The organism is Nitrososphaera viennensis EN76, from assembly GCF_000698785.1.
Lineage (GTDB): Archaea > Thermoproteota > Nitrososphaeria > Nitrososphaerales > Nitrososphaeraceae > Nitrososphaera > Nitrososphaera viennensis.
Genome location: NZ_CP007536.1, coordinates 1,181,312 through 1,205,660 on the forward strand (window position 1 = coordinate 1,181,312; position 24,349 = coordinate 1,205,660).

Genomic DNA, 24,349 nt, shown 5'->3' on the forward strand with positions numbered 1-24,349 from the left:
TGCTATTATGCTGGAGTTGTTTCAATTTCATATTCACCTTAATTAAGTCTTACTAGAGCATCCTCTTTACGATCTCGGCAAGCTCCTCGTCGTCGCCAAGCACGCCTGCCTGCGAGTACTGCTGCTTTGTCTTTCTCTTGAATCCACCCTTTGGCGGCGAAAGTGCAAACCACGGCTTGATGCCCTCCACCTTGGACATTGCGATTTTGTTGTCTGCAATTGCCGCCGCAAGCTCGTCGATGCTCTTGTATTCCTTTGGCAGGTCCGCCTTGGTTATCGGCTTGTAGCCGGCCTTCCTGCCCCTCTTCTCAAGAAGCTCCTTTACCGTGGCCGCGTCGGCCTTGGTCCAGGCGACTACTTCCTTGACCTTGCGGAGCATGCCAAGCGACTCGTCCGACTCGGGGACCAGGGTCGCGCGAAAACGCCTGTCTAGGTTGAGGTTGTCAAGCGTGGTCCTTGCCCACGTCGGTATGTTTACCGTGCCCTTGATTCTAACAACGAGATATGCCATGATTATCATCATCAACCTACGCTGTACGTGCTTCTCAGCGCGTTAAAGACTGCCTTCGTCGTCGAGGACATTGTGTTTGTAGAGCCAAACGTCTTGGTCCACGAGTCTTTCAGGCCTGCAAGCTTTAGCAGGTTCTTGATGTTCTCGCCTGCCACCAGGCCAAGCCCTCTTGGACCGGGGATGATTTCGAGTGTGACGCTTCCGCCCTTGCCCCTCACCTTGAACGGCACAGAGTGGAGCTGCGTGCACTTGCACTCCCAGCTTCCGCACCCGAGCTTTACCGGGATGACGTTGAGGTACGCTGCATTAGTAGCCTTGTCTATTGCAAGACGCATCTGCGAGGCCTTGCCCTTGCCGATGCCGAACCAGCCTGCCTCGTTTCCTACCGCCACGAGGGCGTTGAAGCGGGTCATCTCGCCAGCGTCCGTCTGCTTTTGCACGATGCCGACGTGCACAACCTGGCTCTTGATGTCAGGCAACAGGTGCTTGACTATCTCGGATTCCTGGATGCGAAGGCCATTCTCGTATATCTGGTCCATCGAGGTTATCTTGCCTGCCAGCACATCACGCCCTAGCGTGGTGCGTGGCTTCCATTCTGCCTGCTGCTGTTGGGATGAAAACATGCTGCTCATTCTTTCTTCTTACCTGCCTTTTCTGATTTCTTGGGTTTTTCTTCCTTCTTTTGAGAAGAAGCCTTCTTGTCCTTTGAAGATTTTTCTTCCATTGCCGGCGCCGCTGCCTCCTTCTTTTCCTTCTTTGGTTTGGGTGCTTCCGCAGCCTTGCCGGAGATCTTGAACCTGACCTCCTCAAAGTGCGCGGGGTAGTCTTCCGGCTTTAGCCCGTTCTTCAAAAGCGCTGAAAATCGTGATTTGTATTCTTCCTCGTTTGCCTTGAGGCTTGACGCGTAGTCGGCGATGTGCTGGCCGGAGATCCTCTCGGCGTCCGGGAGCGACTCTTCCGATATCGGGATGTTGACGCCCGAGTCGGCAATGCCCTTTGCGCAGGTCGCCACACGAGTGGTGAAGTGGTCCTTGCCGATGTAGAGGACTGCCTTGTTCGTGCCATTCTCAAGCGCCTTCTTGCCGAGGAGCAGGCCCGTCAGGTAGCACGCCGGCAGGCTGTTTGTAGAGCCCTTCCAGCCATGCTTGGTAACCAGCTCGTGGCTGTGCGCTGACGCGATGACCAGATCGCCTGTCGGGGTCGGCTTTAGGATCTGGGCGGCCACGTTCTGGTCGGTAACTTTGACAGTGGCAAACGAGTGCCTGCCGACAATGACGGCGGCCCTCTTGCGATAATTAGTCTTGTCAAGACGGATTCTCTTGAGAGTACGGACATAAGTCAATGAGTGCCATTCACTTCCTGTTTGATTAGAGATGCAAAAATTCTATAGCACTTATAAACGTTAACGGGTCTGCCTCGTCGCAGACTTGGCAACAGACGCTGCAAACGCGCCGGCGCCCACTCCGTTGTCGATGTTGACCACCGCAAGGCCAAGCGTGCAGCTCTGCAGCATCGACGCAAGCGCTGCGATGCCGTCCGCGCCAAAGCCATAGCCCACCGACGTCGGGACGCCCACCACCGGGACGTCAACCATCGACGCGACCACCGACGCAAGCGCCCCTTCCATGCCTGCCACCACCACTATTGCACCCACCTTTTTTGCGAGCATCTCCTTGAGAGATGGAAACACCCTGTGCATGCCGGCTATCCCGATGTCATAGCTTGTGATGGTGTCGCAGCCCATCGCCTCTGCCACCAGCCGCGCCTCTTCTGCTACGCCAATGTCAGAAGTGCCGGCGGCCATTATCCCCACCCTGCCGAGCGCCTTCTCCTTTTGTTGTTTTTGCGACTTGGTATTTGCAACAATGATCGTGGTGCTGTTCCTGCCCACCTCTACTGAAAGGCCCTTTTTCTTTAGTGCAGAGACGAGTTTTGCCAGATCCTTCTTTTTCACCCTGCTCACCACCACCCGGCCGTTGCGCTTGACTGCTGCCTGCGCGATCCGGAGCGTGTCGGCGTACTCCTTTCTCTCTGCAAAGACTATCTCGGGCAGGCCCTTTCTCATCTCCCGGCCTACGTCCAGCTTGGCAATGTTGTCGACGTGCTCTATTGCATGGATAGAGATCTCTTTCTGCGCCTCCTCCGCGGTTATCGCTCCCTTGGCGAATTTCTCAAGGATGGTGCGCAGATCCAACGCTTCAGGGTTTGGACAAAAAGGGATAAAAGGTTTCCAGGAGCCGCGGCTATAACGCCCACCCCGGCGTTTGTAAAGAAGAACGTTATCTGGTTAAAGACGCCGGCGCGGGAGAGAAAATAATTGTGCATATCAATGAATCTCAGAAATAAAGAGCGCCGTGAGATCGGCTCCTGCAGTTCGGCAGGGGACAGACAAAAACTCAACCTCAAATTAGTTCCTTAATACCGGACAGTCCAACAACAATACATATGATGATGCCAGCTAGCGCAGGCTGCGCCCAAAAGGGACACCGTCGCATCTCTTTTGTGCGCATTTCACGCGATAGTGTGATCAGGAGTTTATGCACGTACGTGCTCATTTTATGCATTTATGCACGCTCAAAATTTGGCCTTATGCACGCGCCTTGTATGCTGCGCACAAAAAAAGAGACATGCAATGTCCCAGTCGTTCCAGAAAAAGAAGTAAAGTCAGAGCGGGAGCGCCTTTATCGCTTCCCTGACGCTTGCCACGCCCTTGTCAAAGACGCCCTGCTCAAAGCTGTCAAGCTTGAGCTCGACTATCTTCTCCACGCCGCCTGCGCCAATGACTGCCGGCACGCCGATGCACAGGTCAGAGACTCCGTACTGGCCGTCAAGGTACGCGGACACTGGTATCACCATTTTCTTGTCCTTTGCCATCGACTCGATCATGGTGGCGACCGCGTTGCCCGGCGCGTACACTGTCGCGCCCTTTAGCGCGATTACCTCTGCGGCAACTTTTTTCGTCTTTTCAAAAATGTCTGTCGCCTGCTCTTTTGTGATAAAGTCGTGCAGCGGGATTCCGCCCAGCGAGGAAAATCGGGTGAGCGGGAGCATGTTCTCGCCGTGCTCTGATATGACCATCGCCTGTATCGAGTCGCGAGAGACGCCCGTTGCCTCCTGTATGTAGCTCTTGAACCTCGACAGGTCGAGCATGCCCCCCATGCCCATCACCTTGCTCTTTTGCGCGCCGATGGTCTTGAGCGCAAGGTAGGTCATCGGGTCAAGCGGGTTGGTAACGACAATGACAGTCGCGTCCTTGGCGTACGTCGCTATTTTCGACGCGACGTCTTTTACAATGCCGGCGTTTATCTTTAGCAAGTCCATGCGGGTCATGCCCGGCTTTCTGCCGACGCCGGCGACAAGCACGACATAGTCAGAGCCGCGCATGTCCTCGTAGTTGTTAGAGCCCCGGGCGACAGAGTCAGAGCCCCGCTCCGACAGCTGGTGGTTGATGTCCATTGCCTCGCCCTGCGGAAGGCCCTGCACTATATCCAGAAGAAGAATGTCGTCAAGCTCTCTCAGGCCGCAGTTCAGTGCGGCCGAGGCGCCCACTTTGCCTGATCCGATTACGGTTATTGTCATTTGGAGGTGCTAGCGAGCTGGATTACTTATAAATCTACAAAGTACAAGATTCCCGATCACCTTAAATTAAGCGCCTGTCGTCTTTTACCAGAGAGAGATGTCTGGCAAGGGAGGCAAGCGCGACGACAGCTATTTTGCTGCAGACCGCCGCAAAAGGAAAAAGTACATGATGATAATAGTTCCGATTATCGCCGCGGTGGTGGCAATAGGCGCGGTTTCAGCCCTTTTGTACAAGCCCCCAGAGGTACAGGCAATAAGCGGAGTGGAATGCCACCCCGCAGAGGTCACGAACTACCACGTCCACTCTCACCTCGACGTGTTTGTAGACGGGAAGAATCAAACGGTTCCAGCTAACATAGGGATAATGTCGTCCCCACGCTGCCTTTTCTGGCTCCACACTCATGATACGACAGGCACCATACATGTAGAGGCGCCGCAGCAAAGGGCATTCACATTAGGCCAGTTCATGGACATCTGGAGCCAGACGCACAGTGGCTCAAAGTCGTTCTTTGACTCTGTGGCAGGCAAGCCGTTAAAGGCGTATGACAATGGCACCGAGTTCCAAGGAGACTATAGGAACATACAGCTGGAATCTCGCAAGCAAATAGTCCTTGCGTATGGCAACCCTCCGGCGGAAATCCCGACCCACGACTTTGGCAGCCTGCGCTAGCAACAGCAAAAGCTTGATATGAACTTGTCAGGCGCTTCTTTCTAGCAAGCGTGCCTCCCCGGATAGAGCTGCAGAGCAGGAAAAAGTGGACCGTAAACGGCACCTCAAGGATAAGGCCGGCCCAGGAAACCCTGCAAAAGGTCGTTCCGCTCTCCAAAAAGATAGGGGTCACCAGGCTTGCAGACATTACGGACATGGACGTGCTCCGGATACCAAACTATTCGGCAGTCCTGCCCGGCACCGAGGACTACATCTGGGTGTACAGCGGCAAGGGCCCAACGAGGGAGCACGCGATGGCAAGCGCGCTGATGGAGAGCATCGAGCGCTATTCCTCACTGCCTGCAGGAGGCCCGCGGAACTTTGTCAGGGCAAGCTATGCAGAGCTGTCAAAATCCCGCAAAGTATTGCACCCTGACGAGATCGTCGAGCCGATGCGCTTTGAGTACCGCGACGACATGCCGATGGACTTTCTCCCCGGCTTTGACATCGCCAACGATAATGAAGAGGTTATGGTTCCGGCATCAATCGCGCTTTTCCGCTACAACCCGCCGGCGCCGGCGGTAAACCCGTTTTCATACTTTCACACAAACGGCCTTGCGTCCGGCAACGTTATAGAAGAAGCCATATGCCATTCGCTCTGCGAGGTTATAGAGCGCGACGCAATGAGCGTGGCGGAACTGCGCGCAAGCGCGATTCCCTTCCACGTGCTCCGGAGCATCATCCACTCGCTCAACGCGGCAGGCATGCACACAAGGCCGGTGCAGGCCGACAGGTTCGTCGACGATCCTGGCGTTTTTCCGGACGTCGACATTTCCGAAGTCGAGTTTGAGCCCGTCAGAAAACTTGTCAAGAAATTCGAGAAAGCAGGCATCCCGCTCATAATAAAGGACATCACGTCTGACATTGGCGTCCCCACTTTCAATGCAAGCAGCATCGAGTGGGTCACGCACGACTATGGCTACCTTGCAGAAGGCCATGGCACGCACCCCGACGCAAGGATTGCCCTTTTGAGGGCGATAACGGAGGTGTCGCAGACTCGCGCCGCCAACATCCAGGGAGCGCGAGACGACCTGCGCAAGATAAGGTACGGCGAGAACAACACTGACGACAAGAGGGCGTGGCAGTTCATGCCATCGACCAGGAAAATAAAGTTCTCAGATGTAAAAACGTACTTTCACGAGGACATACTTGACGACATCAGGTTCATACTTGGCAGGCTAGGAAACGCCGGCCTTGACAGGGCGATAATCGTCGACCTGACAAACCCGGACCTTGCGATCCCGGTCGTCAGGGCTATTGTGCCGGGGCTGGAGACGTTCAAGATAACAAAGTCGGTGATGGGAATGAGAGCGAGGGCGCTTTTCAGGCAATGGCAAAGCCAATAATAATATTCCTCGGCCCAAGCCTGAGCCACGAAAAGGCAAGAAAGATTCTGCCGGAAGCCGAGTTTCGGCCGCCGGCCAAAAAGGGCGACCTTCTGAGGCTGGCTGCAAGCCCTGACGTCTCGATGGTCGGGCTTGTGGACGGCGTGTTCCTGCAGGACTACCCTCCCACGCCGATCGAAGTCTATCAGTTAGCAAGGCGAGAAGGCGTCCTTTTAGCAGGGGCGGCAAGCCTCGGCGCGCTGCGCGCAGTCGAACTGGAAAAGTTTGGCATGGTAGGCATCGGCAGGGTGTTTGAGCTGTACAAGAGCGGCAAGATAGACGCCGACGACGAGGTCGCAGTCACGTTTGCAGACGGCGATTTTCATCTCCAGTCAGAGGCGATGGTGGACATACGCTACAACCTGTTCCTTGCGCACAAAAGAGGCATCATCGGCAAGGACACGAAAAAAGTGCTGGCAAAAGTCGCAAAGGGCACCTATTTCCCGCACCGCAACTACCCGGACATCATCGAGGCGGCGAGGCAGAAATACCGCGATGACAGCCTGCATGATGACATCGACGCCTTCCAGGCCTACATCGAGAAAAACAGAAAGAGCCTGAAGGAGATGGACGCAATCAAGCTGGTCGAGTTTTTCAGGGCCCGCCTTGAAGCAACAGAAAAGAAATGATAATCTTAAATCACCTGCTCGTCTTTTGAAGGGCGTCATAATCATCATGAAGATATACACCAGGACGGGCGACAAGGGCGAGACCGGCCTTATTGGTGGCAGGCGCGTCAGCAAGGCAGACCTGCGGATAGTGGCCTATGGCGCAGTCGACGAGCTGAACTCAAACATCGGCCTTGCAGTGTCGTCGCTCCACGGAAAAGAAAAAAAGATGTTTTCCGACCTGGCGGATGTCTTGACGCAGGTGCAGAACGACCTTTTTATAGTCGGCTCGGACCTTGCTGACCCTGACTACCCAAAGAGCCAATACAACACCCCGCGCACCGACGAAAAGATGGCCTCTGCGCTTGAGCCGGTTATTGACAGGTTTGAATCCGAGCTAGAACCGATAACGTTTTTCATCCTGCCAGGCGGAAGCGCCGAAGCGTCAATGCTGCATGTGTGCAGGGGGGTTGCAAGGCGCGCAGAAACGGCGGCAGTCGCGCTTTCCAAGGCCGAGAGCATAAACCCTGCAGTGGTAGTGTACCTGAACAGGCTTGCAGACCTGCTGTTTGTGGCTGCAAGGCTTGCAAACAAGAGACAGGGCGTGCCCGACGTGGCGTGGAAGAAAAAGCCACCGCAATAAAACCTTAAATGCTGCATCTGGTCATCACTACGGCATAGCTGTCCGTTGGACCACATCAAAAACGTCACCCTCATTATCGTGATAACAACGCTCATGGCGTTTGGCCTGATAGGCGTGACTCTTCTTATCGACCTCCTCCCGATACCAGCAATGCACGCCCCCACCACTACTACTGCTGCTGCCAACGCTATCGACCAAGTAGCTTTAAAATCGGGTTTTGCCAATTGACAGCATGGAAGAAGAAAAAGTCAGCTGCCCTTATTGCGGCTCCACCTTCAACGACAAGGAACAACTTTCAAAGCACATCGACAGGATCCACCACGGTTCTGGCCTGCTTGAAGGCGACTCTACTAAATGGTGAAAAGAGACCTCACCCCGTTTTTTGACGCTGTCATTGGGTTAAAGTACGTCAGGCGCGCGGGGTGGGCTGCAAAGGTAGGCATCAAGAACCCGGAGTCGGTCGCAGATCACTCGTATGCAATGTGCGCAGTCGGCATGGCGCTTTCAGACGTCCTGAGCCTTGACACCCACAAGGTGCTAAAGATGATAGTGCTGCACGATCTGGCAGAGTCTGCAGTGGGCGATTACATGCCCGGCGAGGTCAGCATAAGGCAAAAGCGGCAGGAAGAAAATGGCGCGATGAAAAATATCCTTGCGTGTCTGCCTGCAAAGGTAAGGTCGGATTATGCAAAAATCTGGCGCGAATATCTGCAGGACAAGACAAAAGAGGCAAGGTTTGTGCACAGGATTGACAAATTAGAAATGGCCCTGCAGGCGGCAAGGTATGCAAGGGACGGCTACTCTGCGGAACTTTTGACGCAGTTTTTCGAGTCGGCACACAAGGCAGTAGATATTGATGAGGATGGCAAAGCCGACATGCTGACAGAAACCCTAAAGTCTTTAAGCCCGGCTCCGCGCATGAAAAACTGAGATGCAGTATTTCACGGCTCTCAAGATAGGCGAAAAGAGGGTCAAAGTCGCGCAGGACCTTTTGGCAAGGTACACGGGGACTGCGATGCCGGCGCTTGCGCTCAAGGACAACAAGGACAACAAGTGGGAGCCGGTGGGCGAGGAAAACCTCTATGCAGTGGTGAAAGAGCCGGGCGGATACATGATAGCGCTGTGCGACAGCAAGGGAGTCGCAAAGGCAATCGCGCAGTGGTTTGCCGAGGACACCAAGAACCAGATTATTGAAAAGATAAAGTCAGAGCAGAACATGCAGGAATATTTCGGCAAGCTTTCGCTTCCGATATAACTTTATTATAGCTGAAAAGGATTATCGTGAGTTGCTTTGGCAGCAGGCAAACATGAGCAAGAGATCGAGGTCAGGGGACACCTCATCGACTCGATGATACTAACAAGGATATTTGACCACGTCATGGACCTAAAAGGCGACTTTCAGGTTCTCGAGTTCACGGTAGGCAAGAAAAAGAAAGACCCAAGCTACGCCCGCCTGCTCGTGCGCGGCAAGGACGAAGAGCACCTTGAGCGCATAATAGAGGCCGTGTACCGCGAGGGCGCGCAGCCCGTCTCGGTGCAGGAGGCAATGCTCGTCCCCGCAAGCAGCGACTGCGTAATGCCCGACGACTTTTACAGCACGACCAACAACCCCACTCAGGTCTTTTACGCAGGCCAGTGGATACAGGTCCAGAACATGATGATGGACAAGTGCATAGTTGTCGACACAAGGAGCAAGACCGCAGAATGCAAGATGATCCGCGACCTGAAAAAAGGCGACATGATAGTCGTGGGCGAGCGCGGCGTGAAAATAACGCCGCAGGAGCGCCCGAGAGAAGGGGTCGACATTTTCCAGTTCATGTCAAGCTCCAGTTCCAGCGAGCGCCCCACGCAGCATATCGCCCGCAAGGTTGCAGACGACATCTACAACACCAAAAAACAAGGCGGCAAGATAATCGTGGTTTCAGGCCCCGTGCTCGTGCATTCCGGCGCGTCGGAAGCGCTTGCGCGCCTTATCAGGATGGGCTACATCGACGGCCTGCTAGCAGGAAACGCCATTGCTGTCCACGATGTTGAGAACGCACTCCTTGGCACATCGCTTGGCATGCACGTCAGGGACGGCACGCTTGCAGTCAGGGGCCACCGCAACCACATGCAGGCCATAAACGAGGTGTTCAAGGCGGGCGGCCTGAGGGCGATGGTCGAGAAAAAGATCCTGAAAAGCGGCGTGATGTACGAGTGCATAAAAAACGACGTCCCGTTCGTACTTGCAGGCTCTATACGTGACGATGGCCCGATACCCGACGTCGTGACTGACGTGGTGGAGGCGCAGCGCAGGTACAAAAAGGTGCTAAAGGGCGCAAGGATGGTGCTGATGTTCTCGACTATGCTCCACTCTATCGCGGTGGGCAACATGCTTCCCTCGTCGGTAAAGGTGGTGGCAGTCGACATCAGCCAACCCGTCGTGACAAAGCTGGTGGACAGGGGGACGGCGCAGGCAGTCGGCATCGTGACGGACGTCGGCGCGTTCTTGCCCATAGTCGCGGACCACCTTGAAAAGATGGCAAGGCACAGGCAGTAGGAAACTATACGAACTACATATAGAATCCCTAAATCTTTGTTTGACTATATTGTACTTGTATGTCTACCAGAACATTCTTCAATTTCGACAGGCTAGTCAGCCAGAAAGGTTCAGGAGCGCACGTCGTCGCAGGAGTCATCGTTCTCGTGGTCGGGCTGGCAGTCGCCAGCGCGGTAGGAAGCGTAGAACTTGCCTATGCGGTAACAGCCATAGGAATCGCCGTCATAATCTCGGCGTTTCTCATGATAATCAAGCAGTACGAAAGGGCCGTGATACTGAGGTTGGGCAGGTTCCACAAGCAGGTCGGGCCAGGCGTGCAGACCAGGATCCCGTTCGTGGACAATGTGCTGGTTATCGACATACGCGAAAAGGTGCGTGAGTTCACGGCAGAGAGGATGCTGACAAAGGACAACGTGCCGGTCACCATAGACGCGATCCTCAGGTACAGGATAATAGAGGACAGGGCAAGAGACGCGATACTGAACGTCGAGAACTTTAACGACATGATCCAGCAGGTCTCCCAGACTACTCTCCGCAACAACATCGGCGCGTCGCAGTTCCAGGACATACTCTCCAAGAGGGAGGACGTCAACAAGCACATCAAGGAAGTCATTGCAGAAGAATCGAGAAGCTGGGGAATCGAAGTGAGAGGGGTAGAGATCCGCCAGGTCGCCATACCAAAAGAACTAGAAGACGCCATGTCGATGCAGGCGCAGGCCGAGCGTGAAAAGAATGCAAGGGTGACGTATGGCGAGTCGGAGGTCCTTGTTGCAAAGCAGTTTGAGGAGGCAGCCAGGGTGTACACCGACAACCCGGTCGCGTACGCGCTCAGGCAGTCCAACATGCTGTACGAGTCGATAAAGGTGCAGGGCAACACGATAGTGATGGTGCCCTCAGAGTCTCTCAACTCGATTGGCTTTGGCAACCTTGCGCTGACAGAGGCGTACCTTGAGAACGTAAAGAACGCGGCAGCCAAGTCCGCGGAAAAGGGAAGAGGAGAAGAAAAGAAGAGCTAATACGCAGGTCCTGCGGATAACCGGCATGGGCAACAAAAAGCCAGCCGACAACGATGATAACAACAATAATAATAATTTCAACCATCTTTCTCAGGAGCAGAGGGAAGTGTGCTGGAACAAGGGCACCGAGGCCCCGTTCACTGGCAAGTACTTGAACTGCCACGACGAGGGCACGTACCGCTGCGCCGCGTGCGGAGCAGAACTTTTCAGTTCCGACACAAAATTTGATTCAGGCACCGGCTGGCCCAGCTTTTACAAGCCCGTCAAGGACGCAAACGTGAAAGAAGAAGTCGATACCAGCTATGGCATGGTGAGGACAGAAGTCATGTGCGGCAAGTGCGGCGCGCACCTTGGCCACGTGTTTGACGACGGTCCAAACCCCACGGGCCTGCGATACTGCATCAACTCGCTTTCGCTTGATCTGGAGAAGGAGAAATGAGCGAAGAGCAGCAACAGCAGTGGTCAGAGTGGCTCGACTTTGACAGGGCGCATGTCGACTCTGTCCCAGAGGCTGCAGGCGTGTACCTGATGCACGCAAGCATGAAGGTGATGCGCATCGGCGGAAGCGACAACGTCAGGAAATCCCTGTACGAGCTGCTTGCAGACCCGTGCGCAAGCAAGGCCAAGAGGTTCCACTACATGCTGACACAGTCTCATGCGTCGGTGGCAGAGCAGTTGCTGCAAGACTATAAAGAAAAACATCAGGGCAAGCTGCCGGCGTGCATGGAAAAATAGAGAGATGATGCTTGTACGCTGCTACACATGCAACCGCATCTTTGACATGGACAAGCCTGCCGAGCGCAAGGAAGCGATAAAGCACAGTCAGGCGTGCCACGAGATGACCCGCGGTTTCAAGGCTTGACACAATTGTAAAGTGCGATTGTTAAATATCCATCGTCCACAGGTACATACCAGAAAGAGAGCTGCCAAAAGATCCTGTTTGCGGAATGGAAGTGAGCGAAGACTCGAAATTCAGGTCCAGAAAGGGCGGCCAGACGATCTACTTTTGCTGCCCGCACTGCAAGTCCAAGTTTGACAGTGACCCGGCAAAGTTCGGGTGAGAAAGGCATATATTTTCGTATCGAGTAATCGATATCGATAATTCGATATGGGAATGTGGGCGTTTGGTGAAATGAGAAAAAGACGCGGATTGAGGATGTGGGTGCTCACTCTTTTGGAGCGCTCGCCTAGAAATGGCGCAGAGATAATGGACGAGATGGAGATGATGACCAAGGGCTGGTGGAGGCCCTCACCGGGGTCGGTCTACCCCCTGCTCGAAAGCCTGGTACAGGAAGGGTTCATCAAAAAGAGGGAGGATGGCAAGTACGAGCTAACACAGAAGACAAAGGAAGACATGGGATGGCCCTACGGGTTCCACGCAGGCCAGCCAAGGACCGTCGAGGACATGCTGAAGGAGATAAGCGGCTATGTCTCTTATTTTGAAGATCTAGTCAAGTCGGACAAGTCAAGGATAGAGCCGCACAAGGAAAAGATAAAGGAAATATCCGGTCGATTGTCTGCCCTATTCCCTTAATTTTTTCTGTATGAGTTCAAGTGCGGTTTTCGGGTCTGCGCGGCCCCTTGTATGCTGCATCACCTTTCCAAGCAAAAAGTTTGCTGCCGCAGGGTTCTTTTTTGCGTCTGCAACTGCCGCCGCTTCTGCAGAAAACACGGCGTCTATAGCCTGGGCAAGCGCGCCGGCGTCGTCTATCTTGGACGCCTGAGTCTTTTTTGCCACCTGTGAGGGCATCTCGCCGGTCTTTATCACCTGGCCCAGGATTTGCTTTGCAGTCGCGCGGTTTATCGTGTTCTGCTCTACCAGTTTAGCAAGGTCGGCAATGTGCTCGGGACCCACCTTCAGGCCGGCGAGCATCGCATGCTGCTCCTCCTTGGCCTTTTCGTCTACAAAGCCCATGAGGTCCGTCACTATCCAGTTTGCAATCTCTTTTGGCGAGTCGTAGATCTTGATGGCCGACTCGAAAAAGTCGGCAAGCTCCTTGTTGTGTATTAGCACCTGCGCGACGTGCGGGGTCAAGCCAAGCGACGAGACGAACCTTGCCTTGCGCGCGTCCGGAAGCTCGGGCATCGACTTTTCAAGCGACGAAATGAATCCTGCGCCCAGCTCTATGGAAGGTATGTCCGGCTCTGGGAAGTAGCGGTAATCTTGTTCTTCTTCCTTTGACCTAGACTCTTTTGTCACCTTGCGCGCGTCATCCCAGTGCCGCGTTTCTGCCTTCACCTCGATGTCACGGGACACCATCGTCTTTTGCCTTGCCATCTCGTAGCGGAGCGCCTTTTCCACCTCGGAAAACGACCCGACGTTCTTTATCTCGACACGGTGGCCGCCGGCGACTGAAACGTTTGCGTCGCAGCGCACCGACCCTTCAAGCCTCGTGTCGCAGACGCCAAGGTGTTCTATTATCGACGTTATCTTGTTCAGGAATTCTCTTACATCTTTTGGGTCCGAAAAGTCCGGCTCTGTCACTATCTCTACAAGTGGTACGCCGGCACGGTTGTAGTCGACAAGAGTGTAGGTGCTCTTTTCCATGCTGCCACCTTCGTAGACCAGCCTGCCGGGATCCTCTTCCAGTTGCACGCGGCGCATGCGCACCGATTTTCCATTTCCATAATCCAGCTTGCCGTCTACGCCTATACTTGTAATGCCGTAGGCGTTGTACTGTGTGAGCTGGAAATTCTTTGGGAGGTCGGGGTAAAAGTAGTTCTTGCGGTAGAACATTATCTCCTCAGGCACCTTGCAGCCAAGCGCAAGCGATATCATGCCGGCAAATTCAACTGCCTTTTTGTTCAAGAGGGGCAAGGTGCCGGGCAGGCCGGTGCAGGTCGGGCAGATGTTGGCGTTTGGCTCTTTACCGCGATAGTCGCAGCTGCACGGGCAGAACAACTTGCTCCTTGCGCCGGTGAGCTGGCAGTGGATTTCAAGGCCTATCTTGTATTCCATCATGTTACAGGTCAGGGCTCCTTTGCACCTTGGCAGCGCTTTCAAACGTGTAGGCGGCATCAAGCATCACCTGCTCGGAAAACTCGTCAGCCATGATCTGCAGGCCCACCGGCAGGTTATCGCCGGAAAAGCCGGCCGGCACCGAAATCGCCGGGATGCCTGCGAGGTTTGCCACAACAGTATCAACGTCAACTAGGTACATCTTTAGCGGGTCGTCGACCTTTTCGCCTATTGGAAACGGCAGGATCGGCATCGTCGGCCCAATCAGAACATCAAACTGCCTGAACAGGGATTTCAGCTCGCGCCTCAAAAGCGAGCGCACCTGCTGCGCCTTTAGGTAATACTTGCCGTAATAGCCGGACGAGAGCACATACGAGCCGGTGATTATCCTGCGCTTGACCTCCTCGCCAAAGTTGCTTCTGCCCTTTGCGAAATACGAGTTCCACTCGTAGCCGTCCGGGCTCATGTCAAAGCCGTAGCGGACGTTGTCGTAGCGTGCAAGGTTGCTTGACGCCTCGGCCATCGCTATCGTGTAGTACGACGCCAGCGCGTATTGCGCCGATGGCATCGAGACCTCGGCGCAGCGGCAGCCTTCTTTTTCAAGAGTGTCATAGGCTCGATAGATTATCCTTGACACCTCCGGGTCTGCGCCCTCGATGAACTCCTTGACGAGGCCGACGCGCAGCGGCATCTTGCTGACAAGGTACGACGGCTTGCCGGGCGCCGTAGTGTGATCGTTTTCATCCTGACCCACTATAGCGTTGAGCGCTGCCGCAACGTCTGCGACGGTCCTTCCCGCCGGCCCGACCTGCTCCAGGCTGTTTGCGTATGATATCAGGCCGTACCTGCTGACAAGGCCGTACGTCGGCTTTAGCCCGACCACAGAGCAAAAGCTTGCCGGGCACCTCACCGAGCCTCCGGTGTCAGAGCCAAGCGATATCGCGCATTCCATCGCCGCGACGCTTGCCGCGCTCCCGCCCGACGATCCCCCCGGCACACGGCTGATGTCCCAGGGGTTTCGCGTCGGCCCGTTCCTGCTGAACTCTGTGGTGGAGCCCATTGCAAACTCGTCGAGGTTTGCCTTGCCGATGATAATCGCGCCGGCGTCCTGCAACCGCTTGACAACGGTCGCGTCGTACGGCGGCACGTAACTGTCAAGCATCTTTGAGGCGCACGTCGTCCTGATGCCTTTTGTAGAAATGTTGTCCTTGACACTTATCGCGACGCCGGAAAGCGGGCCGGCGGCTTTTCCATCGCGGATCTTTTTGTCAAGGGCGCGCGCCTGCTCTATTGCGCCCTTGTTGTTCACAGTGACAAGCGCGTTTATCTTTGGCTCGACAACCTCTATGCGCTCAAGCACCTGATGGATGTACTCCTCGGCTGAAAACTCGCGGTTTTTCACGCCATTTGCGACCTGCGACGCGTCGAGCCTATAGAGCATTTTTTCCTCAAACCATCCTCGGGCCCTTTACAAAGCCGTCCTTGCGGTATTTCGTTCCAAGCGTGTCGGCGCCAAACGCGCGCTCCACATCGTCGCGCAATTCAGAGAATTTTTTCTTTGACTTTATGACCTCGGCTTTTTCAAGCGGTATGGTGTCCAGCTTGTCCAGGTACGCGATTATCTGCTCTATCTGGGACGTGTACTTGGCAAGCTCCTCGTCTGACAGCTCGATCCTGGAGAGCCAGCCAAGATGCCTTACCTCTTCCTTTGTCACCACCATCTTTAGGGCGCCAGCCTGTCAATGTCGCGCGGGTAGAACGTCGCGTCGCGTATGTTCTCTATTTTTGCCAGTGCCATCAGCAGCCTCTCAAGGCCCATGCCAAAGCCGGCGTGGGGCGGGACTCCAAAGTCAAAGACGCGCAGGTGGTAGTCAAAGGCGTCCGGCTTTAGCCCCTGCTTTTGCATTCTTTCTATCAGCTGGTCCTTGCGGTTGATTCTCGTGCTTCCAGACGACATTTCAAGCGGTCCGTACATCAGGTCAAACGACTCGCACACCTTTGGATCGTCAGCCTTTGGCTTGACGTAGAATGGCTTTGTCGATGTCGGCCAGTCGACGATAAAGTAGAACCCGTTGAGGCGCTCGTCCTGCAGGCTCTTCATCACCTGGGGCGAGATGTCGTCGCCCCACGGGATGCGCTCGCCGGCCTCCTGCAGCTTGTCGATGAGGTCAGAGTACGAGTATTTTGGGAACGGCAGCTCCAGCGCGGGCATCGCGATTTCCAAGAACTCTAGGTCGGCCTTGTTGCGGTCCTTGACAGAGTCGATGATGTGGATTATCATGCGCTCAAGGAGCGCCATGACGTCTCCATAGTCGGCAAAGGCGCGCTCGACATCCACCGATGTTGCTTCCGAGAGGTGGCGGTTTGTCCGCGACGGCTCTGCCCGGAATATCGGGCCTATCTCAAAGACGCTCTCAAAGGCCATTGTCAACTGCTCCTTGTAGAGCTGAGGGCTCTGGGCAAGAAAAGCCTCGCGGTCATAGTAGAATATCGGGAACAATGCTGCCCCGCCTTCCGTCGCTGTCGCTATCATTTTCGGCGTGCTGACCTCGATGAAATCCTGTCGCGATAGGAACTCGCGTATGGCGTTTACCACGGTCTGCCGGATGCGAAATATCGAGCCAAGCTGCTGCCTCCTCAGGTCGACTGCGCGGAGGTCAAGCCTGGTGTCAATGCCGACCGGCGACGACTTGCCCGTGGTCATGAAAGGTGCGGCCTTTTTTGCCACCGAGAACGCCTTTATCTCTGCCGGCACGACCTCGGCACCGTTTGGAGCCTTTTCCTGCGGCCTCACCTTTCCCCGGACGCCAAGCGACGTGTGTTCCTTGACTTCCTTGGCAAGCGCAAACAGCTGCTCGCCCACCTCGCTTTTCTTGGCAGTCACCTGGACCTCGCCGTGCATGTCCTTGATTATGATGAATGAGATGTTGCCGTGGTCGCGCACGCTGGACACCCAGCCCATTATCACGACCTCCCGGTCTGCCATTGCGGGACCCACCTCCTTTGAGTAGTGGGTGCGCCTCCACTGGCCCAGATCTTCTTCTTTTAGCAGTCCTTCTTCTTCCAAATTAAATAGGCGTGTTTGTACTGTAGAGGTTATTAATTTAACCGAAAGCCGCGAGCCAAGAGACAGACAAGAGAAGAGCGGTTTGCAAGTATCGCCAAAAAACAACAAAAAGAAATGAGGCGGAGGGGAGAAGAAGGGAGTTTTTCGCCTGTCAGGGCGTCATACCTTGCATGCTGCCGCCTTCAGTCATGTTCCCGGCAGCATTTTCTCCTCCCGCAGGATTTGGCATGATTTCATTGATGCCTACGAACACCGTGCTAGTGCCGGTCAGCTCCACGTCCTCATCACCCATGTTTTGAACTGCAACGTCGGTGATTAACGGATTGTCGGGATCGACGTGGGATTCAATGTGTACGTGGTACATGCATTGCTGTCCGGGTGTCGACAATTCTGAAATCAACGTCACGTTGTTCGCTGGCGCGAGGTTTGGCGCTTGTCCAATCAATACCTGCAGTGAAGGATTAGAGTCATCATCGCACGGGATTTTCAGGGCTACATGACCTACCATTATATGGTCTGGCGTGGCATCGTAGAGGTGTACAAAGTCCCCTTCGGCAATAGTTCTTGGCCCAACTAGCAAGACCGAATCCCTTACGACTGTGCTTGGCCCTGTTTCTTCCTGTGCGCTGGCCGTCGTCCCTGCTAACCAGACGGCTGAAAATGCCGCTGCCAGCACCCCAGCCATCGTTATCGCCAAAAATCTGTTCTTGGCAGGTAATGTTTTAATTTTGATACCGTTGTTGTCTTGCGACATATATTTTTCAACGCTACAATCTTGTTTAAGGATATCTCACATATTTTCCTATGAAATATGAGGTAATTACTTGGATTGGCTGCGAATGTAGCAAATTTATGCTATATGGCTATGCATTAATTTGTTCCTTAATGCTGCCAGTAGTCTTTGACTAGTATTGTAATTGGCAGAGTTTCTTTCAAATGTTCCACCTAGTATATGCGAGTGTTTACGTGCCGGGAACTACCACTTCAAGACCGCCAAAGGTTCCTGAAAGGAGGGCAAGCGATCCCGTGACAAGCAGGATGCCAAGCGCTATCAAGAGTATCCCGCTCGTGCGATTGACCCAAGGGATCCATTTGCGGAACTTTTGAAATGCCCTGAGGAACCTGTCCAGTGCTACGGTCGATACCATGAACGGTATAGCAAGGCCGGCGGAGTATATGGCAAGCAAAGCAGTGCCCTGAGTCACAGAGCTTGTGGTAGCGGCAAGTGTGAGGATACTTGCAAGTATCGGGCCTATGCACGGCGTCCATCCTGCCCCAAAGCCCATCCCAACAAGAAATGCGCCGGCGTGCCCCACCGGTTTTTTGGAGAAGCGCATCTTCAGGTATTCCTTCTCCACGCCAGGTATGCGCAGCAGGCCAAGGAGGTGGAGGCCAAATACCATCAGCATTATCCCCCCTATCCTGCCTATCCAGACGGCGTAATCGCCGAAAAAGAACCCAAAAGTCGATATCGTGGCACCAAGTGCTACGAAAACTATGGAGAACCCGAGCACAAAGAGTCCGCCGCGGGCGATTATGGTGTTGCGCGCAGTGCGGGTTTGCTGGCTGGATGACGAAGCATTTTCAGAGCGCGCGTTTCCGGTCAGCTGGTCCATGCTCATCCCGGTGATGAATGCCGCGTAGCTTGGGATGAGCGGCAGGACGCAGGGCGAGAGAAAGCTCAAGAGTCCTGCAGAAAAGGCCACGCCGGCGCTTACAGTTGGGGCTTCGATTGCGGCAGCAGCGCCTCCTGCCGGGGCGGGCTTGCCGTCTTTGCCGACAACGATGCTGCTCATGGTCAGCGCGGCCTGCACCCGGGATCGGGTGTCTTCAGACATCGGGTCAAACGCGCCCTTCCACTGGTGCAGCACATAGCCGTCCTTGCTTATCAGGAACGACTCCGGGACCCCGATTGTCCGGAAGGTGGACGCAAACCGGTCGCTCGGGTCACGCCAGATGGTATAGGTTATCCCCTTTGACTTTAGAAAGCTGTTTATCCTGTCGTCGGCGCCGGCATCATCGATGCTGACTCCAACCACCTTGAAATCAGAGCCGGCAAAGTCCTGCTGCAGCGCCTCCAGCCCGGGCATCTCTGTCCTGCAGGGGACACACCAGGTCGCCCAGACGTTAAGGACGACTACCTGTCCGCGCAAGTCTTCCAGCGACACCTGCTTTCCGTCAAGCGTTGTTGCCTGGTACGCGGGGGCGGGCTTCAGACTCTGGGCAAGCGCGGCGCCTCCGCCAATTGAAAAAAGGCTTGGAAAGACAAGGAGCAGGACTGCGCCCACTGCAATGAGGGCGATTCCCTTTGATATCGGCGGCCTGAACGATATTCTCATTTTCCTGGCCCTGCTCTAGGCGGCAGTGTCGATGACGGCCAATTTTACGTCGTCTCCTTCTATCCAGGAAATCACTATCTTGCCATCGGCGCCAGTCGTGTACGGGTAGTGCTTGGTTATGTCCCCCTTTGCAAACGCGCCGTTATGGAGTATGTTGCCATCCCTGTCGACCACGGCCAGAGTTACGCTCCCGTCACCGACGTAGGAGTGGTCTTCGTCATAGGTCGGGCTTTTCTTGAGCCCTTCAGAGTTCACGAATGTTATCCAGGCGTTGTCGTTCTTGTCCACCGCAAGGTACTGGGTAGTCGGCGGTATCCATTTCTCTGACAGGAGGTGTATCGGCACGGGCTTGCTGAACGTGGCGCCCTTGTCGTCAGAGTGCGTGTAATAGAATCCCTGACCCTGCGACGCGGTTTCGCTCCCCGTGAACCAGGCTACGTGCATGCGCCCCTTGCTGTCAAACGCCATGCCCGGGCCGGCGTCAGGGCAGCCGTTCATGAACCAGCTGTCGTTGCCAACTTTTGAAGGCTCGGAAAAGCTCTGCGCCATGCCGCTGTCGGTAGAGTGTTCCACGGTTATGTCACGGATTATCGCCATGTCGTTGTGGTGGCCCATGTAGTCTGTCCTTGTTTCATTGGTAATTTTTTCTGCCGTACCTTGGAAGGTAGAGCGCGACGATATGTACAATTCATTGTCAGGGCCCATCGTGGCAACGGTTGCGCAGCACTGGCATGCAGATTTGTCAGCAATCTTGCTTTTGCCAAAGGTCTTGCCGCCGTCTGCAGAACTGACGACGCGCAGCACCGTCGGAGTGCCAGACACGTCGTCTTCCTTGGAGTAATCCAGGTTCAGGTACGAGATATAGACGTGGTTGTCCTTTGAAACCGCCATGTACGGGTACGATCGCTCGCCCACGGGGTCGTCGGGCGATGGATCTCTGGCAGGCTCGAAGGTCTTGCCGCCGTCAAGCGACCGTGTAAAGCGCAATGAAGTTATCCCCCACGGATATTTCTCCGGGTCCGGATTCTCGTTGTGGTACCAGACTGCATAGACCTCACCGTTCTGGCCCACTGCCAAGGCAGGGGCACTCCACTGGGCGCTGAGGATCACGTCGCCTTCCTTGTCGTTCACCCTCACAGGCGCAGAGAAAGTCTTGCCGCCGTCATCTGACCTCTGCATGTACATGTTGCCGCCGCTGCCATTTTCGGCCCTGAAAAACGCCACATACACCGCGCCAGACTTGGGGTCTATTGCAGTAGATGGTGTGGTCGCGTTGGCAACGGTATAGTATGCTGCCTTTTGAATAGAATCTTGGACTTTTGATTTGGCCGCGGCAAGAGCGATAGAGTTATTATGATCGTTGTTGCTGCCGCATTTTGGACGTTTTTGATAGGGCCCACGGTCGCCACTAGCGCGGCAATGATGACGGCAATTCCAGCAGCACCCGCGATTCCATAAATAAAACCTTTTTTCATTTTATTTAACCGGCATAAATTCAGCCTTTGAATAATAGGGCGTTGTGGTTTATTCTACGAATGAACCAGTCTGCATTCAATCGATCAACCGCGCGTAAAACAAGAAAAAAGAAGAAGAGGGGCCGGCCGCAGCAAGCCATTGCGAACAAGGCGCCGGTTGGCGACGTAAAGAAAATGGTCGACGAAGCCATCGGCCCCAACCTGCAGACGGCGTACGGCATCCAGGTCGTGCCGGAATTCCCCGCTCCCCTGCTTCTGTCTGTTGACGCCATTGCCGCCGTAGCGGCCATCACGAGGTACAGGAAGGGCCGCTTCAGGTCAGCCTAGCTGCCGCAGGGCCGCATCCGCTATCTTGGCGACTATCTCGCCTGCCCTTTCCTTCTTTACAACGCCTGTTACAAAATGCGGCTTGCCGCCTCCCCGGCCGTCGGCTCCTGCCGCTTCGCGGAAGGCCTTGTTGCAGTCAAGATTAATCGCTTCATGCCTTGCAAGGATAAAGTACGCGCCCTCGGCGCCGGCGTTGGCGATCACCACTACAACGCCGGGCTCGGCTACCTTTTCTCCCGCAAATTCCTGCAGCGCCTCGTCTGCAAGGCCGGAAAACACCCCGCTGTAGACCCTGACGCTGCCGCTTTCTTCAGCAGGTGTTATCGACTGCAGCTTTTCCCTGCTCAATGCCTTTAGCTTCTTGAAGGCAGACTCGCCTTCCAGCCTGACTTTTCTTGCAGTGTTTTCCACGGTGTTCAGGTTTGCGCCCAGCTCGCTGCACACCTTTATCATCTTTGCAGAAAGCGAAACTGCCGCCTCTTTTGCATGCCTGCCGACTGCAAAGTCAACTTCGTATTCGCCGCCGCTCTTTGACAGCCGCGTGACCAGAAAGAACCCGCACTCTTGCAGGTTGCCGGCGTGCTCCTTGACGCACGCCGTCACATCGTGGCCGGCTATCTCCACCACCCGCACCTCGCCTCCGGATATGCGTTCCTCGTTTGCGCGAAGCGTCGGGTTGGCGTTTCTTGCCTCTGCAAGCGAGGGATAGGTGCGCGTCGTCACCTGCCGCCCTTCCTCGATGAGCGCGTTCACCATGACCTCCGCCCTGACCACGGTGTCGATATCCAGCTGCGGGATTACTATAAATGCTGTATTGCTGCTGCCGTCCTTTTTGTGCTCGACCTTTCGCACTTGCAGCGTCTGGCCAAGGATCTTTTGCAGCGCGCCGACAAACGCGTGCTCGGCCGTGTGCGCCACCTTTTCTCCTTCCATGCGGCTTACAGTAGGCAGACGGGGCAATAAATATGAAGTTTAGACGATCTTTGCCTTCTTGACGTCTGCCGGCCCGGCCTGCGCCCACGCGTGGTCAAACAGGTCTGCGCACCATTCAACAAATGCAGGGCTGTCCCCTGCCAGCATCGCGCTCATGTCCACCTCGCCCTTGGCGTTTGGGAACATTATCGCGGCCTGCCCGTCTGCGATGTAGAGGGCTGTGCTTACCTTGTCCACCATCCGCTGCTCGATGGCGTTTGCAGAGGTAAGCTCGGCCATAGCCGGTATGATTTCCTCCATCACGTTCTGCGGAAACACGGTGTTGCGCCCGATGATGGTCCGCAGCTCCACGCCTCCTCTTGCCCTGTCGATGAGTATCTGGCCTTCTTCCGGCCACGCCTGCGAGACCATCACCTTCAGCTGCCTTGCAGCCGACGTCTCTAGCTTTTTCAGCTCCTGCATCACGACGGTCACGGTCTCGACCATCCTGCACTTTTCAAGGGCGCCCATCCGCTGCACGAACTTGTCTGGCAGAAAAGCAAGCGTGCGCTCCTGAAAGAACCTGCGGTGCCTTTCCATGAACCGGAAATAAGGCAGCTGCATCATTATCGCCCGGCCAAACTCGCTCAGGTAAAACTCGCCGTCTTTTCTTCCAAGGATTCCCGCCTCCAACAGCCTGTTGGCGTTCCGGTGCACATCCTGCACGGTGACCCCAAGCTCCCTCGCAAGTGTGCTCAGCTTTGCAGGCCTGTTTGCCACCGACGCGATGATGGCGCAGCGCGTCTCGCTTGCTAACTCCAGGAACAGGCTGGCGGCCTCGGCAGGGTCGTCAGAACCGTCCACGAGGATATAGAGTGCATACGCGATAATTAAGACTTTCAGCAGATTTGTTAAAAGTTAAGCAGGCCATGCAAGGGTTGCAATCCCTTGTTGAAGAGGGAATATCATCGTACTATTGCCATATTACGGGTACATATATGACAACAGGAGAGTTTGAAATAAGAGGGCAGTTTGCAGAACTGCAGAAAAAGTACAAGGAATACCTGCCAAAGGTCGACCCCGAGCTGATAGACGAGCTCCTCCTGCGCCAGTTGGAAAACCCGTCCAACCCGGACCCGATATTCATGGTGGAGGTTTTCACCAAGCCTGGCCTTGACACGGAAAAAGTCAGGAGTTACATAATCGAAAAGACTGGGATGAGCCCGGCCATATACGACAACGGCACCCATTATGTGACAAACCAGAAACTCAACTTGGAGATCCTCAAAGAGATCTCTGACTCGGACGACGTCCTTGAAGTCACGGGCGAGTACACGGGTGGCATTGGCGCATACGGCGCGTCGCACGAGCACAGGGAGATTGAAGATACAAACGGGGCAGCAAGCGGCCGCGGGCGCCCGCCTGAGGAAGTACCCCGGTACACAGAGCACGAAAAGAAGACTAGCAACATGAGGATCGCCGCGTACACGGCTGCAGGAATCGTTGGCGCGGTGATAATTGCAGGCTTTGTCATAAGCGGAGGGATACTTCCAAACGCCAACGTGGGAGGCGGCGCCAGGACTGTCGCGCCTCCGGGGGTGCCGGGTGTGGTGCACGGCTTTGTAGGAGGCCCTGAAGGTCTGCCGGCAATCGGCGCAAGCGTGATAGCTGCAGAGCAGAACACAGCGTATCACGCAAACGCGTTTGTGTCCATCAATGGCCAGTACTTTTTGGACCTGCCCCCAGGCAACTATGTCATAATAGCGGCGTACCCCGACGGGTCAAGTAGAGTAGTCAACGGGTTCGTAGTCGAAAGCGGTTCGGAGCACCGTCTCGACTTTGCCTACTAGGAACAATACGCGGGCGGCAACGACGACGGCCACCTCAAGGTGGCTGTACTACGCCGCGGCCGGCGCGACTGCGATCGCAGGGATTCTGCACCTTTACATGGGTCCGGGCACGCTTGGCTTTAACGCAAACACAGGCGTGTTCTTTATCGTCGCCGGAATAGCCCAGCTATTCTGGGTAGTGCCGATGATCAAGAAGTGGGGCGTGCCGTGGTACGCGGTAGGCATCGCCGGGACGGCAGTCCTGGTGGCGATATACTTTATCACGAGGATGCCGGAAAACCCGATCACGGGAAGGGCAGGACCGATAAACGCAATGGGCGCAGCCACAGAAATACTGCAGCTGGCGTTCATCGGCCTTGCCATGGCTATACTTGCGATGGAGCGCAGGCGGCGCGCCTGACCCCCTCTTCCTTCCGCCTTCTTTGGCAAG

32 protein-coding genes are annotated in these 24,349 nt (G+C 55.1%); 18 read left to right on the forward strand and 14 right to left on the reverse strand.

Annotated features, from left to right (window positions below):
* Positions 1-52 precede the first annotated feature (52 nt).
* The 5 genes from NVIE_RS06750 to NVIE_RS06770 all read right to left on the reverse strand — a co-directional run bounded on the left by NVIE_RS06750 (position 53) and on the right by NVIE_RS06770 (position 4,090).
* Positions 53-523, reverse strand: coding sequence for a 50S ribosomal protein L30 (locus NVIE_RS06750; protein ID WP_075054600.1), 471 nt, complete (start codon positions 521-523; stop codon positions 53-55).
* A complete protein-coding gene (locus tag NVIE_RS06755) occupies positions 523-1,134 on the reverse strand; it encodes a 30S ribosomal protein S5 (RefSeq protein WP_075056047.1) in 612 nt (203 codons plus the stop codon). The genes NVIE_RS06750 and NVIE_RS06755 overlap by 1 nt, the downstream gene beginning before the upstream one ends.
* Before the next feature lie 5 nt (positions 1,135-1,139).
* Positions 1,140-1,853 (reverse strand): 50S ribosomal protein L18, encoded by a 714-nt coding sequence (locus tag NVIE_RS06760; RefSeq protein WP_075054601.1) that lies wholly within the window; start codon positions 1,851-1,853, stop codon positions 1,140-1,142.
* Positions 1,854-1,913: 60 nt separating this feature from the next.
* Complete coding sequence (larB, locus tag NVIE_RS06765; RefSeq protein ID WP_075054602.1) at positions 1,914-2,705, reverse strand: nickel pincer cofactor biosynthesis protein LarB; 792 nt, start codon at positions 2,703-2,705, stop codon at positions 1,914-1,916.
* Positions 2,706-3,175: 470 nt separating this feature from the next.
* Positions 3,176-4,090, reverse strand: a complete 915-nt coding sequence (locus tag NVIE_RS06770; protein ID WP_075054603.1) for a malate dehydrogenase — start codon at positions 4,088-4,090, stop codon at positions 3,176-3,178.
* Between the two features lie 97 nt (positions 4,091-4,187).
* On the opposite strand from NVIE_RS06770, the gene NVIE_RS06775 reads away from it, so the two are divergent.
* The 15 genes from NVIE_RS06775 to NVIE_RS06835 all read left to right on the forward strand — a co-directional run bounded on the left by NVIE_RS06775 (position 4,188) and on the right by NVIE_RS06835 (position 12,524).
* Entirely contained in the window at positions 4,188-4,760 is a 573-nt protein-coding gene (locus tag NVIE_RS06775; protein ID WP_075054604.1) for a hypothetical protein, read from the forward strand.
* A 50-nt stretch (positions 4,761-4,810) separates the two neighbouring features.
* A complete protein-coding gene (locus tag NVIE_RS06780) occupies positions 4,811-6,145 on the forward strand; it encodes a YcaO-like family protein (RefSeq protein ID WP_075054605.1) in 1,335 nt (444 codons plus the stop codon).
* Positions 6,130-6,813 (forward strand): TfuA-like protein, encoded by a 684-nt coding sequence (locus tag NVIE_RS06785; RefSeq protein WP_075054606.1) that lies wholly within the window; start codon positions 6,130-6,132, stop codon positions 6,811-6,813. Before NVIE_RS06780 ends, NVIE_RS06785 begins: the two co-directional genes overlap by 16 nt.
* 25 nt (positions 6,814-6,838) lie before the next feature.
* On the forward strand, positions 6,839-7,435 hold the full coding sequence (locus NVIE_RS06790) for a cob(I)yrinic acid a,c-diamide adenosyltransferase (protein ID WP_227717515.1): 597 nt from the start codon (positions 6,839-6,841) through the stop codon (positions 7,433-7,435).
* 45 nt (positions 7,436-7,480) lie between these two features.
* Complete coding sequence (locus NVIE_RS06795; protein ID WP_075054607.1) at positions 7,481-7,663, forward strand: hypothetical protein; 183 nt, start codon at positions 7,481-7,483, stop codon at positions 7,661-7,663.
* Between the two features lie 4 nt (positions 7,664-7,667).
* Positions 7,668-7,796 carry a C2H2-type zinc finger protein gene (locus NVIE_RS15355; RefSeq protein ID WP_158435124.1) on the forward strand — a complete coding sequence of 43 codons (129 nt, stop codon included), beginning with the start codon at positions 7,668-7,670 and terminating at the stop codon, positions 7,794-7,796.
* The gene (locus NVIE_RS06800) at positions 7,790-8,365 is read left to right on the forward strand and encodes an HD domain-containing protein (protein WP_075054608.1); all 576 of its coding nucleotides are present in this window, start codon (positions 7,790-7,792) and stop codon (positions 8,363-8,365) included. Before NVIE_RS15355 ends, NVIE_RS06800 begins: the two co-directional genes overlap by 7 nt.
* Position 8,366: 1 nt before the next feature.
* Positions 8,367-8,690, forward strand: coding sequence for a hypothetical protein (locus NVIE_RS06805; RefSeq protein ID WP_075054609.1), 324 nt, complete (start codon positions 8,367-8,369; stop codon positions 8,688-8,690).
* Between the two features lie 36 nt (positions 8,691-8,726).
* Positions 8,727-9,974 carry an ornithine cyclodeaminase, nickel-pincer nucleotide-dependent gene (locus tag NVIE_RS06810; RefSeq protein ID WP_075054610.1) on the forward strand — a complete coding sequence of 416 codons (1,248 nt, stop codon included), beginning with the start codon at positions 8,727-8,729 and terminating at the stop codon, positions 9,972-9,974.
* 59 nt (positions 9,975-10,033) lie between these two features.
* On the forward strand, positions 10,034-10,990 hold the full coding sequence (locus tag NVIE_RS06815; protein ID WP_084790675.1) for an SPFH domain-containing protein: 957 nt from the start codon (positions 10,034-10,036) through the stop codon (positions 10,988-10,990).
* Between the two features lie 25 nt (positions 10,991-11,015).
* A complete protein-coding gene (msrB, locus tag NVIE_RS06820; protein ID WP_075054611.1) occupies positions 11,016-11,429 on the forward strand; it encodes a peptide-methionine (R)-S-oxide reductase MsrB in 414 nt (137 codons plus the stop codon).
* Complete coding sequence (locus tag NVIE_RS06825; RefSeq protein ID WP_075054612.1) at positions 11,426-11,725, forward strand: DUF7508 domain-containing protein; 300 nt, start codon at positions 11,426-11,428, stop codon at positions 11,723-11,725. The genes msrB and NVIE_RS06825 overlap by 4 nt, the downstream gene beginning before the upstream one ends.
* A gap of 4 nt (positions 11,726-11,729) precedes the next feature.
* Entirely contained in the window at positions 11,730-11,852 is a 123-nt protein-coding gene (locus NVIE_RS16075; protein ID WP_258914181.1) for a hypothetical protein, read from the forward strand.
* 61 nt (positions 11,853-11,913) lie between these two features.
* The gene (locus NVIE_RS06830; RefSeq protein WP_075054613.1) at positions 11,914-12,051 is read left to right on the forward strand and encodes a YHS domain-containing protein; all 138 of its coding nucleotides are present in this window, start codon (positions 11,914-11,916) and stop codon (positions 12,049-12,051) included.
* 71 nt (positions 12,052-12,122) lie between these two features.
* The gene (locus tag NVIE_RS06835) at positions 12,123-12,524 is read left to right on the forward strand and encodes a PadR family transcriptional regulator (protein WP_227717516.1); all 402 of its coding nucleotides are present in this window, start codon (positions 12,123-12,125) and stop codon (positions 12,522-12,524) included.
* Here NVIE_RS06835 and gatB read toward each other — a convergent pair.
* The 7 genes from gatB to NVIE_RS06875 form a co-directional block, all read right to left on the reverse strand.
* Positions 12,513-13,952 carry an Asp-tRNA(Asn)/Glu-tRNA(Gln) amidotransferase subunit GatB gene (gatB, locus tag NVIE_RS06840; RefSeq protein WP_227717517.1) on the reverse strand — a complete coding sequence of 480 codons (1,440 nt, stop codon included), beginning with the start codon at positions 13,950-13,952 and terminating at the stop codon, positions 12,513-12,515. The genes NVIE_RS06835 and gatB overlap by 12 nt on opposite strands.
* 1 nt (position 13,953) lies before the next feature.
* The gene (gene gatA, locus NVIE_RS06845) at positions 13,954-15,390 is read right to left on the reverse strand and encodes an Asp-tRNA(Asn)/Glu-tRNA(Gln) amidotransferase subunit GatA (RefSeq protein WP_075054614.1); all 1,437 of its coding nucleotides are present in this window, start codon (positions 15,388-15,390) and stop codon (positions 13,954-13,956) included.
* A gap of 7 nt (positions 15,391-15,397) precedes the next feature.
* Positions 15,398-15,670: an Asp-tRNA(Asn)/Glu-tRNA(Gln) amidotransferase subunit GatC gene (gatC, locus tag NVIE_RS06850; protein WP_075054615.1), complete on the reverse strand. Its 273-nt coding sequence runs from the start codon at positions 15,668-15,670 to the stop codon at positions 15,398-15,400.
* A gap of 2 nt (positions 15,671-15,672) precedes the next feature.
* Positions 15,673-17,016: an aspartate--tRNA(Asn) ligase gene (gene aspS / locus NVIE_RS06855; RefSeq protein ID WP_227717518.1), complete on the reverse strand. Its 1,344-nt coding sequence runs from the start codon at positions 17,014-17,016 to the stop codon at positions 15,673-15,675.
* A gap of 151 nt (positions 17,017-17,167) precedes the next feature.
* Complete coding sequence (locus NVIE_RS06860) at positions 17,168-17,770, reverse strand: hypothetical protein (protein ID WP_075054616.1); 603 nt, start codon at positions 17,768-17,770, stop codon at positions 17,168-17,170.
* 208 nt (positions 17,771-17,978) lie between these two features.
* Complete coding sequence (locus NVIE_RS14560) at positions 17,979-19,355, reverse strand: redoxin domain-containing protein (RefSeq protein ID WP_084790676.1); 1,377 nt, start codon at positions 19,353-19,355, stop codon at positions 17,979-17,981.
* A gap of 15 nt (positions 19,356-19,370) precedes the next feature.
* The gene (locus NVIE_RS06875) at positions 19,371-20,579 is read right to left on the reverse strand and encodes a sialidase family protein (RefSeq protein ID WP_144239548.1); all 1,209 of its coding nucleotides are present in this window, start codon (positions 20,577-20,579) and stop codon (positions 19,371-19,373) included.
* Positions 20,580-20,890: 311 nt separating this feature from the next.
* Between NVIE_RS06875 and NVIE_RS06885 the strand changes: the two genes are divergently transcribed.
* Positions 20,891-21,157, forward strand: a complete 267-nt coding sequence (locus NVIE_RS06885) for a hypothetical protein (RefSeq protein ID WP_075054619.1) — start codon at positions 20,891-20,893, stop codon at positions 21,155-21,157.
* On the opposite strand, the gene NVIE_RS06890 is transcribed toward NVIE_RS06885, so the two are convergent.
* Together NVIE_RS06890 and NVIE_RS06895 are read right to left on the reverse strand one after the other, a co-directional pair.
* Positions 21,149-22,090 (reverse strand): alanyl-tRNA editing protein, encoded by a 942-nt coding sequence (locus tag NVIE_RS06890; RefSeq protein WP_075054620.1) that lies wholly within the window; start codon positions 22,088-22,090, stop codon positions 21,149-21,151. The genes NVIE_RS06885 and NVIE_RS06890 overlap by 9 nt on opposite strands.
* A 39-nt stretch (positions 22,091-22,129) precedes the next feature.
* Positions 22,130-22,933: a helix-turn-helix transcriptional regulator gene (locus NVIE_RS06895; protein WP_075054621.1), complete on the reverse strand. Its 804-nt coding sequence runs from the start codon at positions 22,931-22,933 to the stop codon at positions 22,130-22,132.
* A gap of 134 nt (positions 22,934-23,067) precedes the next feature.
* On the opposite strand from NVIE_RS06895, the gene NVIE_RS06900 reads away from it, so the two are divergent.
* Positions 23,068-23,919: a carboxypeptidase-like regulatory domain-containing protein gene (locus NVIE_RS06900; RefSeq protein WP_075054622.1), complete on the forward strand. Its 852-nt coding sequence runs from the start codon at positions 23,068-23,070 to the stop codon at positions 23,917-23,919.
* Positions 23,909-24,319 carry a hypothetical protein gene (locus NVIE_RS06905; RefSeq protein ID WP_075054623.1) on the forward strand — a complete coding sequence of 137 codons (411 nt, stop codon included), beginning with the start codon at positions 23,909-23,911 and terminating at the stop codon, positions 24,317-24,319. Before NVIE_RS06900 ends, NVIE_RS06905 begins: the two co-directional genes overlap by 11 nt.
* Positions 24,320-24,349 lie beyond the last annotated feature (30 nt).

Coding starts and splice junctions, on each gene's coding strand:
- NVIE_RS06750 (WP_075054600.1), bottom strand. CDS start 523: ATGATGATAATCATGGCATATCTCGTTGTTAGAATCAAGGGCACGGTA.
- NVIE_RS06755 (WP_075056047.1), bottom strand. CDS start 1,134: ATGTTTTCATCCCAACAGCAGCAGGCAGAATGGAAGCCACGCACCACG.
- NVIE_RS06770 (WP_075054603.1), bottom strand. CDS start 4,090: ATGACAATAACCGTAATCGGATCAGGCAAAGTGGGCGCCTCGGCCGCA.
- NVIE_RS06775 (WP_075054604.1), top strand. CDS start 4,188: ATGTCTGGCAAGGGAGGCAAGCGCGACGACAGCTATTTTGCTGCAGAC.
- NVIE_RS06785 (WP_075054606.1), top strand. CDS start 6,130: ATGGCAAAGCCAATAATAATATTCCTCGGCCCAAGCCTGAGCCACGAA.
- NVIE_RS15355 (WP_158435124.1), top strand. CDS start 7,668: ATGGAAGAAGAAAAAGTCAGCTGCCCTTATTGCGGCTCCACCTTCAAC.
- NVIE_RS06800 (WP_075054608.1), top strand. CDS start 7,790: ATGGTGAAAAGAGACCTCACCCCGTTTTTTGACGCTGTCATTGGGTTA.
- NVIE_RS06805 (WP_075054609.1), top strand. CDS start 8,367: ATGCAGTATTTCACGGCTCTCAAGATAGGCGAAAAGAGGGTCAAAGTC.
- NVIE_RS06815 (WP_084790675.1), top strand. CDS start 10,034: ATGTCTACCAGAACATTCTTCAATTTCGACAGGCTAGTCAGCCAGAAA.
- msrB (WP_075054611.1), top strand. CDS start 11,016: ATGGGCAACAAAAAGCCAGCCGACAACGATGATAACAACAATAATAAT.
- NVIE_RS06825 (WP_075054612.1), top strand. CDS start 11,426: ATGAGCGAAGAGCAGCAACAGCAGTGGTCAGAGTGGCTCGACTTTGAC.
- NVIE_RS16075 (WP_258914181.1), top strand. CDS start 11,730: ATGATGCTTGTACGCTGCTACACATGCAACCGCATCTTTGACATGGAC.
- NVIE_RS06835 (WP_227717516.1), top strand. CDS start 12,123: ATGAGAAAAAGACGCGGATTGAGGATGTGGGTGCTCACTCTTTTGGAG.
- gatB (WP_227717517.1), bottom strand. CDS start 13,952: ATGATGGAATACAAGATAGGCCTTGAAATCCACTGCCAGCTCACCGGC.
- gatA (WP_075054614.1), bottom strand. CDS start 15,390: ATGCTCTATAGGCTCGACGCGTCGCAGGTCGCAAATGGCGTGAAAAAC.
- gatC (WP_075054615.1), bottom strand. CDS start 15,670: ATGGTGGTGACAAAGGAAGAGGTAAGGCATCTTGGCTGGCTCTCCAGG.
- NVIE_RS06860 (WP_075054616.1), bottom strand. CDS start 17,770: ATGTCGCAAGACAACAACGGTATCAAAATTAAAACATTACCTGCCAAG.
- NVIE_RS14560 (WP_084790676.1), bottom strand. CDS start 19,355: ATGAGAATATCGTTCAGGCCGCCGATATCAAAGGGAATCGCCCTCATT.
- NVIE_RS06885 (WP_075054619.1), top strand. CDS start 20,891: ATGAACCAGTCTGCATTCAATCGATCAACCGCGCGTAAAACAAGAAAA.
- NVIE_RS06890 (WP_075054620.1), bottom strand. CDS start 22,090: ATGGAAGGAGAAAAGGTGGCGCACACGGCCGAGCACGCGTTTGTCGGC.
- NVIE_RS06900 (WP_075054622.1), top strand. CDS start 23,068: ATGACAACAGGAGAGTTTGAAATAAGAGGGCAGTTTGCAGAACTGCAG.